This is a genomic window from Leptospira sarikeiensis (genome assembly GCF_004769615.1).
Classification (GTDB): Bacteria; Spirochaetota; Leptospiria; order Leptospirales; family Leptospiraceae; genus Leptospira_B; species Leptospira_B sarikeiensis.
In genome coordinates this window covers 141,246-153,582 of record NZ_RQGF01000008.1, presented here as the reverse complement: position 1 = coordinate 153,582, position 12,337 = coordinate 141,246, and the positions used below count along the sequence as shown (strand labels likewise).

The following is a 12,337-nucleotide window of genomic DNA, read 5'->3' as shown; positions in this document are numbered from 1 at the left end:
AATTAAAACTGAAAATAGATAAACGCCGCAGAAGGGCCCTTATTCAAAACGATCAGAAAAAGCAAAAACGCATATCCGATAACCGAAAGTTTTTCATTCGTTTCATTTTGCGATCTTTCCTTATACCATCCATAAAAATGATATAGGAATACCGGAATGGAGAAGAATATTATAAAAGTGCAAAGTTCCCAATCGGTTGCCAGGTTTAGATTCGTTTTTACCAATCCCAAATATTGTAATGCCACTTCAAAATTCGGTAAACGGAAAAGAAGCCAGAGTAGGGAAACGCTTAAAAAGACGAGTCCTCCTCTTAAAAAAGAAACGATCCTATTTCCGGGAAGTGAGAAAGGGATATTCTGTTCAAAAAATCTTTCTATCAATAATAGTAGTCCGTGGCCTATTCCCCAGACCATATATCTCCATTCCGCTCCATGCCAAAGACCACCTAATGCCATGACTAGAAATAAGTTTATATAGGTCCTGAAATTTCCCTTCCGGTTTCCTCCGAGAGGAATGTAAAGGTAATCTCTCAACCATGTAGAAAGAGATATATGCCATCTTCTCCAAAATTCGGAAAAGCTGGAAGATATATAAGGAAAATTGAAATTTGTAGGAAGTTTATATCCGAATAAAAATGCAGTCCCGATCGCGATGAGAGAATATCCGGCAAAATCGGCAAAAATCTGAGCAGAATATCCAAAGATCAGTAAGATCAATGTGAATGTAGAATGATGAGTATTATACGGGAAATCGATCACAAAAGTGAGATCATTTAGATTATCTGCGATCACTGTTTTTAAAAAATATCCCAAGATCAGGATTTTTGCAGACTGGATCCATGGAATATCCTTAAAATACTTGGGCTGGATCTGAGGAAAAAATTCCTTCGCCTTAACGATGGGGCCTGCTACGAGTTGAGGGAAAAAGTTTATATAAAGTGAAGAGCGTAAGATCAGATTCGGATAGGGGACCTTCTCTTTAAAAATTTCAGGTCCGATCCTATAAAAATCCACGACCATACTGATCCCATGGAACGTATAAAAGGAAATTCCGATCGGTAAAGGGATCAAAAATATCCAGTGCAAATCCCCTTGGCCGGAACTTCCTAAGAAAGTTTTAGCAAATAATCCGCTATATTTAAAAAAGAATAATACGGTTAGATTTAAGACGACCCCGAGTGCTAAGATCGATCTTTTGGAGCGAAAATCCGGAGACTGTATTAAATATACGATACTCGCATTCCAAAAGATGGAGAATAAGAGTAGGATCAAGAGCCAAGGATCAGCGGCTGCATAGAAATAAAAACTTGCTCCGACTACGGTGGCTAATTGGAATCTTTTTAAAAAGGGAAGGTAATAAAGGAAGAAGGTGATCAGTAGGAAAATGAAAAATTCGAGACTGTTAAAATTCATTGGAAAGAAGAACTGACTGGTTCAAATTCTTTCCTGGAATTCTTAGGTCAAGGAGCAATAGGATCGTTTTCCAAAATATTTCAGGACTAGGTTCTTATCTGCTCTTCTTCCTGTTCTCTTGCCGCCTTGACTAAAAACATCTCGATCTCTCCCTTGTTTTTGGCTTTGATGAGCCCTCTTGGCTCGCAGATAAAATCTTCTCTTACAAAATGGAAAGTGTCTTTGGAGATATTTACTTCACCTGGGACTCCTGAACTTTCCATTCTACTAGCTGTATTGACCGTATCTCCCCATATATCGTAGGCAAACTTTTCAGTTCCGATCACTCCTGCGACTACACTCCCAGTATGTATCCCTAAACGTAATTCCCATGTAGGAAGACCTAATTTTAGTTTCTCTTCCTTATGCTTTTTCATAAATTCCTGAAATTCTAAGCCGCAAAAAACCGCGTCTCTCGCATGAGTATGATTTTGTGTAGGAAGTCCTCCAGCAGCCATATAGGAATCCCCGATGGTTTTGATCTTTTCCAAACCGTATTTTTTAGCGATCTTATCGAATTCCGCAAAGAAATAATGAAGTTCTCCTACAAGTTCTTCCGGGCTCATTTTTTCGGCGATCTGAGTGAAACCGGCCATATCCGTAAAAAGTACAGTTACGCTTTCATATCTTTTCGGTTGGACGGAATCGTTCATCTTTAATTCTTCAGCGATAGATTCCGGAAGAATATTTCGAAGTAGATTATCAGATTTTTTTCTTTCTATGTTCAGATTTCGACTTAAGATAAAAATTAATATACCGGTCAATATTTGCACAAACAGATAATTCCCGCCCAAGTCCATGTATTCAGAATCTCTATCTTTTTGAGGGACGATCAGATTCGGATATATATACTCGATCAGATAAAGTGAACCTGTTATGAATGCATAGAACGCATAGATTAAAATAATATTATGGTTTTTTAATAATATGGTGGCAATCACTAAGGCAGGTATGAAGTAATAATGATTCCCTCCGTTGGATCCTCCGTGCAAAAACCAGAGTGAAGAAAGGAATATCAATATTGTTAGGTTTAAAGGCCAGAATAGAACGTAATAGATGCTCTTTACCCTGGAAAAATAATACATTGCTAAAAGGATTAGCCCGGAAACCAGATTTAAGAATATCACCCGATGGGAATATTCTGTCTTTTCTTCAAAAATAGAACCTAATATATTCAGGCTTCCGTTTACCAAAGAGATCGCGTTGAAAAGCCTATGCTCTAAGGAATTCTTTTTAGGATCTCCAAAAATTAGATAAATCAATCGGACAAGTTTCTGTTTCATACGATCCACCCAAATCTGAAAGCCCTAACTGGAAAGGTCGGAGATAATCCTATCCCCTAAATAAAAATTATATAATGCTTTTAAAATGGAAAATAGACCTGCACGTTTTCCCTTGGACTGTCTGGAAATTTTAAAGAGAATTTTCCATTGAGAAAATAGGATGGAATATCTTTCCTTCAGTGAAAATCTAGGATCGTATAAGTTCGTGGACTCGGAAGTGACTCCATTTAGTTCCACAATATGCAAATCCTTGCCTTGCAAAAAGTTTTGTAAGGAAGAGAATCGAATATCATATCTTCCAAAATAAAATCCCGGAAAAGTAAAAGAGATCTTATCTATACTTTCTTCCAATTCCGGAGTGATCCATTCCGAACCGTCCAAGAACAAGGTCCCTTGACAATGATTCCCGGCTTCCGACAATGAGATCGTTTTTCCTTTGGGCAAAACTTCTTCCCAAATTCCTGAAAATCTAGCTCTAAATTTTTCTTTTTGAAGTTTGAACCTAGGATGATCCTCGATCAAAGTTTTAAGAGCCGAGATACCGTCTCCGGTTACTCTAGGAAATACTTTCCTAGTGATAGAGAAAATTCTCCCTTTTTCTTCATTCGGGAACCTATAGTAAAAGATCCCTACCTCAAACGGACCAGGATGATATTCTTGAACGAGTAGGTCCACATTCGATTCTTTTAGATAGTTTTCCAACTCGAAAGAGTTTTTGATCTTTCTTACTCCTTGTCCTCTTTGTCCTGAATCCGGTTTGAGGATGATAGGAAATTCTAATCCAAGAGAATTCATTTTTTCTAAAATGGTTTCCGGATTTTTGGAATCTTTCGGTATAAAAAAGAATTTGAGGACTGATTCAGACTTTATGTTATTTAATATCTGTGCTTTAGATTCTCCGACTAATCCTCCAAGAGGGATGGCAGGATTTGCTGCAGAGATAGAACCGAAACCTAAAGAGCTTAACGATCCAAGGCGTATGGAGCGAAACGATTCGAATACGATATAAGGAATTAGAGGTAGATATAATTTCCAAGTCGGCCAAAATTCCATACTGTCCGATTGGCGCAGTAGATCTTGTTCGGTTTGGGATTCTAACATACTAAATGACCGGATCCCAAGCGAGTAATGGTCTAGAGCTATTGTATTGCAAAGTAGAAATTGCGAACCCGAAACTTTCCGGTATATCTTCAAAGCCCATATGCTCTAACGCCACACGAATGATCGCTTCGTGGTGAATAGTATGTTCTTGAACGTATAACAATTCCCTTTCCCAAGAAGAATCTAATATATTCTCTATTCCGGAGTTAGGATCTACAAGGTAAGACACTTTTATATCACCCTCCCAATCGATACGATTGAATTCTTTCGCAAGTTCCAATATCCTTTCCGCTGTGGCTTTGGGAGAGTTTTCGTAAATAGGATTTCTTGCTCTTTGATCGTAGGAGATTAAATCGGAACCAAAGCCTGATACAAGTGTTTCGGCAACTTCTAAGCAATGGCGGACCTGCTTTCCTACGGTTGCTCCCGACAATAATTGTAAAGGTTTTGTATAGTTTTTATCTGAGATCTTTAAAAGTAAATCCGCTAGCCTTTGAAACAAGGATTCGATCGATCCAACTAATGCAGGTTGTGTTTGGTACATCGCGGAGAACTTCGGATTTCGGTCCCAGTAGGTTACATGAATAAAAAGATTTTTCCATTACGAATTTCTCTTTGGGATAAAAAGTATAAAGAAAAGAGGGTTTAAGGATCGAGAAGGGCAAAAAAAAGCCGGCTATAGCCGGCAGATGATAGGAAAAAATTTCTTTTGGTTAACCGAACTTTCCGGAAATATAATCTTCGGTTTCCTTTTTGGAAGGGTCGTGGAACATTTTTTTAGTAGTATCGAATTCCACTAAACGACCCATATAAAAGAATCCTGTATAATCGCTTACCCTGGCAGCTTGTTGCATATTATGAGTAACGATCACGATCGTATAAGAATCCTTAAATTCAGAGATAAACTCTTCCACCTTTTTCGTGGAAATCGGATCTAATGCGGAGCAAGGCTCATCCATAAGGATCACTTCAGGATTCATTGCAATCGCTCTTGCAATACAAAGTCTTTGTTGTTGTCCACCGGAAAGACCTAAAGCGCTATCGTTCAATCTATCTTTGACTTCTTTCCATAAAGCGGATTTTCTCAAACTTTCTTCAACGATATGATCCATTTCGTCTTTGGAAACTTTACCGTTCAATTTTAATCCATAAGCGATATTTTCGTAGATAGATTTTGGAAACGGGAATGATTTTTGAAATACCATTCCGACCCTTTTTCTAAGCTCTACGACATTCATTAGAGGATCGTAAATATTGATCCCGTCTATTTCCAGTTTGCCGTTTATTTTAGAACTATCGATCACGTCGTTCATACGATTGATCGAACGTAGGAAAGTGGATTTACCACAACCGGAAGGTCCGATAAAAGCGGTCACTTTTTTGGATTGTATTTCCAAGGAGATATCGTGCAGAGCCTGGTTCTCTCCGTAGAAAAAATTGAAATGGCGGGATTTGATTTTTATTTTTGTATCTTTCATCTGCGATTAACTCCTCGCATTCACAATAAAAACATTATACATGGGAACTGCTCCTTGATCTTCGGATCCTGTATCTTAGGAAGGTCGCAAAGAAACTCATTCCGAAAGTAAGAGTAAGTAGAACTACAGTGGTAGCATATTGTTTCGGCATCGCAGCATCCACGTCCGGAGACTGGGTCGCGAGAACGAATAGGTGATATCCTAACTGCATGAATTGATCGGAAAGATGAGAGGGTAGTTCCGGTAAGGAATATACTACTCCTACAAATAGGATCGGTGCTACTTCTCCGGCTCCTCTTCCTATTGCTAAAATTGCTCCAGTCAAGATCCCGGTTAAGGAATTTGGAAGGATGAGTTTCCAGATCGTCTGCCATTTAGTAGCGCCGAGTGCTAAGCTCGATTCTCTCATTTCTCTCGGAATACTTCTCATCGTTTCTTCTACAGAAATGATCACTACTGGTAATGTAAGGATTGCAAGTGTTGCCGCTGCCCAGATCAAAGCTGGTTTTCCCCAGATCGGAGTGGAGTTATTCGCAACGTAATCCATTCCTTTTCCGATGAATTGGATAAAAAATCCGACTCCAAACAAGCCGAATACGATGGAAGGAACTCCTGCCAAAGTATTGATCGCAAAACGAACGGTCATAGCGAACTTGGAATCCCTGGCGGTATATTCGGAAAGAAAGATCCCTGTAGCTGTCCCGATCGGAATACTAAAAAGGATCATTATGAAAACAAGATATACTGTTCCGTAGATCGCTGGGAAAATACCTCCCTCCAGGTTATTATTCCTTGGAGATTCGGTCAAAAATTCCCAGTTCACTCCCGAAATACCTTTATAAAATATATTTCCGAGCATTAGAAGGATTGCAGATAAGATGAGTCCGGTCGCAAGCATCGGGGCTCCCCAAGCAAGAACGGAATAAATCTTGTCTCTAATGATCCTTCTTCTTTTAAGTCTGACTTTTTTCCATTTCAAAGAGGTTTACCAAATCTTATTCGTATTAGGAGCCTTGGAATTTTTTCATGAGTTTCTTTTTAACGTATAACTCAGTGATTGCATTCAAGGTAAAAGTGAAAAGGAAAAGTAGCACCCCTAGGAAAAACAGAATATTATAATGTTCTGATCCCCAGATAACTTCTCCCATTTCCGCGCCGATAGTGGCTGCAAAAGTCCTGCTCGGGTCAAAGACCCCGAAACTCATCATAGGGGCGTTCCCGGTTGCCATTAGTGCGATCATTGTCTCACCAAATGCACGGCCGACCCCTAAAAGAACTGCTGCGAAAACACCGGGTAGTGCCGCTGGAAGCATCACTCTATAAGCAGTTTGCCATTCCGTGGCTCCTAAAGCTAAGGAAGCCTGCCTATAAGATTGGGGAACTGTACTAAGAGCGTCTTCCGCTACGGTGAAGATGATCGGAGTAACTGCAAGAGCGAGGCCGATCCCTCCAGTAAGAGCGTTCAATCTAAAATCAATATCGAATGTTGCTTTTACTACGGTCGCAACATCCATTAAACAAAAAAATCCGATCACTACGGAAGGAAAGTTTGCAAGCATTTCGATCGCAGGTTTAACTATTTCTCTTACTCTTCTCGGAACAAAAAAAGTGATATTTAATGCCGCCAAGATCGCCAAAGGAGCTCCGAGTAAGATTGCAATAAACGTAGTTTTAGCAGTTCCTACGATTAAAGGAAGTATTCCGAATTTAGGAACGGAAGAAACCGGTTGCCAGATCTTGCTCACAAGATTTTCGAATAAGGAAAGTTTTTCCGGTTCAGGGACGGGAATCGTTTCAGTCTTTGCAATTTCCAAAGTATCTCCGTCCGGATTGTATTCGGTTGGAGCATCATTCGTGGTTTGTTCGATGGAAGAAGACGAAGAAGGGCTCGAGAAGAATAGGGAAGAAGCTTCTCTAAAAACGAAGAAAAAAATTAGAAGAATGATCAGGATGGAGGTCGCTGCGATCCCTTTTACCAAGGTTTCTGCGAAGATGTCTATTTTTCTTCTGCTCGGATGTAATAGATATCTCAGCAGAGGATCGAGTTTGCTCATTTAGGATATTCCAAATTTTGGATTTAGGATCGGCTCTCGTTCCCGAGAGCCGACCTATTAGATATTATTTTTTCTTAAGAGGGAAGTAACCTACGTCCTTCACTACTTTTTGTCCGTCTTTTCCGATGATCCAATCGATAAACTTTTTAGTTTGATCCTTTGGAGCTTCTCTCAGATAAAAATACAGATATCTGGAGATCGGATATTTATTTGAAAGGATATTCGCTTCTGTAGGAAGTTCGGCTTTGGAATTTGCATCCGCAGCGACTGCGATGTCCTTCACTCCGGCAGCGTAAGCTGCTCCACCGTAACCGATTCCCCATTTGTCTTTAGAGATCGCGTTAACAAGTGCAGCTGTTCCTACCATATGCTGAACGGAAGCATCAAAATCCTGTTTTTCCAGGACATGATCCTTAAAGTATTCGTAAGTTCCAGAGTTATTTTCCCTGCTGTAAAGAACGATTTTATGATCTTCTCCGCCTAATTCTTTCCAGTTGGTGATCTTTCCTGTAAAAACTTTGCGGATTTCTTCGATAGTCAGCTTTGCAACTGGGTTTTTCTTATTTGCATAAATAGAAAGCCCGTCAATTGCCACTTTGATCTCCACGCCGTTGGAATTGTATTTTTCTTTTAGCTGTTGGATTTCTTGAGGTTTAAGTGGACGAGAAGCGGAGCAAATATCCGTAGTTCCGTTGATTAGAGCTGCAATTCCGGTACCGGAACCCCCTCCAGTAACTTGGAATTGAACGGATTTATCCGGAAAGGTTTCCGTCCATTTTTGGACTAGGATAACCATTGTATCGGATCCTTTGATCGTAATTGTCTTTTTCTCTTCCCCGGATACGGAAAATGAAGAAAGAACTAAAACTAATAAGACAGAAAGTCTTAAACCTATCTTTTTCATCTCTTTGATATTTCTCCTGAAATATTTTTGAATCATAAATACAAACCGTTACGAACTGATTTCTCGAATATTACAATCCTGATACACTCGATTCTATCGCATGGAAACGGCATTTTAACGCATTCTACGAAAATGAAGAAGTTCCCGGAATTACCGGGAACTTTGGTCCATTAATCTGTAGGAAATCCTACTGCAGTCTTGATTTTGTCACCGCAATTTCCGCCCGCTTGGCCTAAATTCGGATCACAGGTATAGTATTTAAAGTTTACAGGGGTCGCATTTGTCGGGATCCCCGATCCTAAAAATCCTAAAGAGGAGCAGGTAGAACTAGAAAGAGCTGACTTTCTAAGCTCGGTATCCAGCGAATGACCAAACATTATGTAAGTATAATAGTTGGTCGGAGAGATCTGGCTATTAGAAACTCCAAGTACAGTAAAACTATCGTAACATTCTCCGGTATAATCCGTAAAGTTACCTGCAACTTCCACAACTACGATCGATTTGTTTCCGTCGTCAGGAGTTCCAACTAATGCAGTAAGCAAGGCGGAATCTTCCGTTTTATTTGAAGAACAAGAAATCGCCAAGAATCCTAAAATAGGAAGGATGAATTTAAGTTTAGATTTCATAAAAATTTCCTAGTCCTCTTAATCTAATCTTGTATTTAATTGGTCCGGGGTTACCATTCCGGTCCAGAATGTCGCCTGGAGTTGGAAATAGATCGTTTGATTATTGACAGTTTCAGGCTCTCTTGTGATCGGATCTATTCCCAGTTTTAAAACAGGGATTTGGTAGAATAACTGCGCTTTGAATAAGTGTTTGTCTCCGAAAAGATTTAAACCCACCCAATAGTATTTTTTCAAATCAGTCTCTTCGATCTTGCCGTTGCGATTAAAATCTCCTTTTAGGAAATCGTATCTGAATACGGGCATAATATAGTATTTATCGAAGATTTGGATATTGTATCCGACGGTTGCCTGCCATCCGGAGAGGCTATTGGACGCAGCTCCTGTATAAGTGGTATAAGCTCCGCTCAGATAGAAACCGTTCCAGCTCATAGTTCCGTCGTACGTATATCCTCTTAAATCCAGATTTTTTTGGCAATAGCTCGTTTGGTAACTTGGAACAGTGCAATCGTAAGTGCTATTATCCGCAGTTGTTTGAGTGGTTAGAAGATATTGTGTAGGAGCTCCTCTTGGAATGGCTCCATCCACTGCTAAAGTGGAAGCAGGACCGGAACTAAAACTTACGTTCTTGGTCTGCATAGTAGCGGCGCCTAAGGATATTTTAAGGTCTTTTTGGAAAATTTCTTCTCCTTCTTGCCATCCTACATTGCTTCCATTCTCTTTTACTAAACCTCCAAGTACGTTCCATTGAACCCTTGCGAAGTAAAGAGGGGAGTTTAAGATCGGTTGATTCGGTCTTCCCGCAACAGTTAGATCTTGGCGTCTACCAGTACCATAGTCTCCGCCACCACCGTGTCCGTTTCCTGCCATCAGATCGATCGTAAGATATCTTTCGTATTTCCCTTCGAAAAAATCCTTTAAAGGAGAGAGTCTTAAGTTTACTCCCATATCGAATTGTGGGTAAGCGTTTGTCATATAAGAACGTTCTAATGCGATGAAGTTTGCAGAAGACATCAGGTATTCCCTGTGGAATTGAGTAGGCAGCTGGCCAAAACTCAATCTCGCACCTAAAATTGGAATATTCACAAAAAGTAAAGCTTCTTGAATATAACCTCTACCTTCTCTTAGGGAAACGTTCGTTACTTCTCCGGTCGCGTTTTTTGATTGGGTGAGATATGGAGCATTCAACATGTTTTCACCACGGATGTTCAAGGCCATTCCCCACCAAGAATTTCCTTGGTATTGAAGTCCCAAACGAAGACGTCTGAAGTTCCAATCTACTGAATTAAAATCCCCGTTCCCATTATTATAATTAGAACCTGTCTGAGCGGAAATCCCTCTAAATTGGATCCTGCCTGTGATAGTCAGTCTTTCTTTCTGAGGTTCGTCGGGTCTACTAGTTAGATGATTTGGATAAGCATTGAATTTAGGGTCGCTCTTATTGATCGCCTTATCCATTTTACTTTTAAAACGTCCTGGTCCGGGCTTAGTGTACAATTGCCCGTCTTGATCTTCATAGATCGTAAATTCTTCCGGTTTCGGTTTTTCTACCTTAGGAGGCTCGCCTCCCGCTTGGGCGATATCATTCGTCGAGTTCGCCTGAGCGAAGAGCGACTTAGAGAATAGGATCAGCCCAAGAATTAGAAAATGAATTTTTACTCCCTCTAAGTTCTTTCTCTTTTTTGCATTCTGGTTCATTCAGAGTTACCTTTGGTATTCGCTTGTTAGGATTTCCCTTTGCGAATTCTATTTTACGTTCGGGTAACAGAATGCCCCTATTTGGTTACAAAATGATTACAGTATAATGAGGATTTAGTCACAAGGGCCGGTTTATGCAGGTTTGGTATCATTCTAATTACAGATACAAAACATAAATATCTAATCATATGTTTGTATTTAATGTATGAATTCGAGAAAATTTACCTAAATAGTTGAGAATTCTCTGAGCTTTGTTTTCGAATTGTAACAATTAGGGGAAAGTAGAGGAAGGATCAGCGTAGAGAGCCATACTATATTCTTAGTCTTTTACTACTCTCTACGCGTTCTCTGAGATCTATTTGCCTGATGCTAATTCCTGTTTCATTCGGTTTGCATCTATTGAGAAACTTCTAGATGCTAAGAAGACGAATACGGAAGTTAAAAGCACGGTGACCGGGATCAAATATAAGGAATCATGCAGTCCAATTGCCTTGAATTGTTCCGACATCTCAGTCGCTCCTGCTTGGATCATTGCAGTACGAGTCAGATAATCTGAAAGTGAGCCGACAACTGCGGGCCCCGCGGCCCCACCTAATAGATACATTGCTGCGAAATAAATTGCCATTGCAGTGGCTCTTAAGCGAGGCTCGATCACATCTTGGATAGCGGGATAAACGCAGGTATAATAATTATAAGAGAGCAGCCAGCCGGCTCCGAGAAGAAGAGAAAATGCTAATACTAATTCTTCCGTCTGAAGAAGAGAAAGCAAGATCAGAATTCCTGAAATGAAGAGTGCTAAGGCGCCGAAAAGTAAACGACCTTTCTCAGATCTTTGATGGATCTTATCTGCGATCCAACCGCCTACAGTAAGTCCGACTAAACCTGTGATCCCAACAATAAAACCTGTAGTCACAGCTGCTTTGACCAGAGTGAAATGGAAAAATCTTTGGAGAAGTGAAACTAGAAAACTATTCACTGCGTATGCGGCAAAATTGAAAGTTAATCCGGAAAGAATGATCCACCACATGGTCGGAATTCTAAGTACTTTACGGATCGGTTGTTCAGGTTTTGTTTGAGAGATCTGTACGGATTCTGCGGCTCCTCTTTCCGGTTCTTTAATGAAGAAAAAGAAAATGGATAGAAGAATACCGGGAATGGCTGCTATGAAGAACGGAGCTCTCCAACTTCCGAATGCTTTCACAAGAGCGCCTATCGTAAAAAACGCGAGTACAAGTCCTAAAGGTAATCCGAGCATGAAAATTCCGACTGCTCTTGCTCTTTTATGAGAGGGAAATAGGTCTCCGATGAGCGAATTTGCAGCGGGAGCATAACTTGCTTCTCCGATCCCGACTCCCATTCTTACCAAGACAAAAGAAAAATAATTCCAAGCATAACCGTTCAATGCAGTAAACCCGCTCCAAACTGCAAGACCCCAACCGATGATCTTCTTTCTGGTCCCTGTATCCGCCAATCTTCCTAGAGGTAATCCGGCGATCGCGTAAATGATAGTAAACGCGGATCCTACTATACCTAATTGAAGATCCGTTAGATCCCATTCGTGACGGATCGGTTCTATAATGATCGCAGGTATTGTTCTATCGAAAAAGTTTAAAAGATTCGCAAAGAATAAAAGGATTAGTATTCTCCAGGCGTACTTTGATTGATTCGAATTTGATTCCATTTATATATTCTCCCAGGCCGGAATTGGCTCAGGTACGAAACAAAAATCAAATCATAAAATTGTA

At 40.2% G+C, this 12,337-nt stretch carries 10 protein-coding genes and 1 pseudogene; all 11 read right to left on the bottom strand.

Going from position 1 to position 12,337, the window contains the following annotated elements:
* Positions 1-2: 2 nt before the first annotated feature.
* A complete protein-coding gene (locus EHQ64_RS02950) occupies positions 3-1,412 on the bottom strand; it encodes an MBOAT family O-acyltransferase (protein ID WP_135648009.1) in 1,410 nt (469 codons plus the stop codon).
* A gap of 113 nt (positions 1,413-1,525) precedes the next feature.
* Positions 1,526-2,734: pseudogene (locus EHQ64_RS02945) on the bottom strand (adenylate/guanylate cyclase domain-containing protein); the annotation flags it as partial.
* 24 nt (positions 2,735-2,758) lie between these two features.
* Complete coding sequence (locus EHQ64_RS02940; RefSeq protein ID WP_135648007.1) at positions 2,759-3,835, bottom strand: ATP-grasp domain-containing protein; 1,077 nt, start codon at positions 3,833-3,835, stop codon at positions 2,759-2,761.
* Position 3,836: 1 nt separating this feature from the next.
* Complete coding sequence (locus tag EHQ64_RS02935; RefSeq protein WP_135648006.1) at positions 3,837-4,379, bottom strand: hypothetical protein; 543 nt, start codon at positions 4,377-4,379, stop codon at positions 3,837-3,839.
* A 169-nt stretch (positions 4,380-4,548) separates the two neighbouring features.
* Positions 4,549-5,313, bottom strand: a complete 765-nt coding sequence (gene pstB, locus EHQ64_RS02930; RefSeq protein WP_135648005.1) for a phosphate ABC transporter ATP-binding protein PstB — start codon at positions 5,311-5,313, stop codon at positions 4,549-4,551.
* A 34-nt stretch (positions 5,314-5,347) separates the two neighbouring features.
* Complete coding sequence (pstA, locus tag EHQ64_RS02925) at positions 5,348-6,292, bottom strand: phosphate ABC transporter permease PstA (protein ID WP_135648004.1); 945 nt, start codon at positions 6,290-6,292, stop codon at positions 5,348-5,350.
* 25 nt (positions 6,293-6,317) lie between these two features.
* Positions 6,318-7,367, bottom strand: a complete 1,050-nt coding sequence (gene pstC / locus EHQ64_RS02920) for a phosphate ABC transporter permease subunit PstC (protein ID WP_135648003.1) — start codon at positions 7,365-7,367, stop codon at positions 6,318-6,320.
* A gap of 64 nt (positions 7,368-7,431) precedes the next feature.
* A complete protein-coding gene (locus tag EHQ64_RS02915) occupies positions 7,432-8,271 on the bottom strand; it encodes a phosphate ABC transporter substrate-binding protein (RefSeq protein WP_135648002.1) in 840 nt (279 codons plus the stop codon).
* A 170-nt stretch (positions 8,272-8,441) separates the two neighbouring features.
* Positions 8,442-8,897, bottom strand: coding sequence for an LA_3150 family lipoprotein (locus tag EHQ64_RS02910; RefSeq protein WP_135648001.1), 456 nt, complete (start codon positions 8,895-8,897; stop codon positions 8,442-8,444).
* An 18-nt stretch (positions 8,898-8,915) separates the two neighbouring features.
* Positions 8,916-10,592 (bottom strand): hypothetical protein, encoded by a 1,677-nt coding sequence (locus tag EHQ64_RS02905; RefSeq protein ID WP_135648000.1) that lies wholly within the window; start codon positions 10,590-10,592, stop codon positions 8,916-8,918.
* A 355-nt stretch (positions 10,593-10,947) separates the two neighbouring features.
* Positions 10,948-12,273 (bottom strand): spinster family MFS transporter, encoded by a 1,326-nt coding sequence (locus EHQ64_RS02900; RefSeq protein ID WP_135647999.1) that lies wholly within the window; start codon positions 12,271-12,273, stop codon positions 10,948-10,950.
* Positions 12,274-12,337: the final 64 nt, after the last annotated feature.

Bases quoted from the DNA above. Each gene is read 5' to 3' on its own strand.
- EHQ64_RS02950 (WP_135648009.1), bottom strand. From the start codon at position 1,412: ATGAATTTTAACAGTCTCGAATTTTTCATTTTCCTACTGATCACCTTC.
- EHQ64_RS02940 (WP_135648007.1), bottom strand. From the start codon at position 3,835: ATGTTAGAATCCCAAACCGAACAAGATCTACTGCGCCAATCGGACAGT.
- EHQ64_RS02935 (WP_135648006.1), bottom strand. From the start codon at position 4,379: ATGTACCAAACACAACCTGCATTAGTTGGATCGATCGAATCCTTGTTT.
- pstB (WP_135648005.1), bottom strand. From the start codon at position 5,313: ATGAAAGATACAAAAATAAAAATCAAATCCCGCCATTTCAATTTTTTC.
- pstC (WP_135648003.1), bottom strand. From the start codon at position 7,367: ATGAGCAAACTCGATCCTCTGCTGAGATATCTATTACATCCGAGCAGA.
- EHQ64_RS02915 (WP_135648002.1), bottom strand. From the start codon at position 8,271: ATGAAAAAGATAGGTTTAAGACTTTCTGTCTTATTAGTTTTAGTTCTT.
- EHQ64_RS02910 (WP_135648001.1), bottom strand. From the start codon at position 8,897: ATGAAATCTAAACTTAAATTCATCCTTCCTATTTTAGGATTCTTGGCG.
- EHQ64_RS02905 (WP_135648000.1), bottom strand. From the start codon at position 10,592: ATGAACCAGAATGCAAAAAAGAGAAAGAACTTAGAGGGAGTAAAAATT.
- EHQ64_RS02900 (WP_135647999.1), bottom strand. From the start codon at position 12,273: ATGGAATCAAATTCGAATCAATCAAAGTACGCCTGGAGAATACTAATC.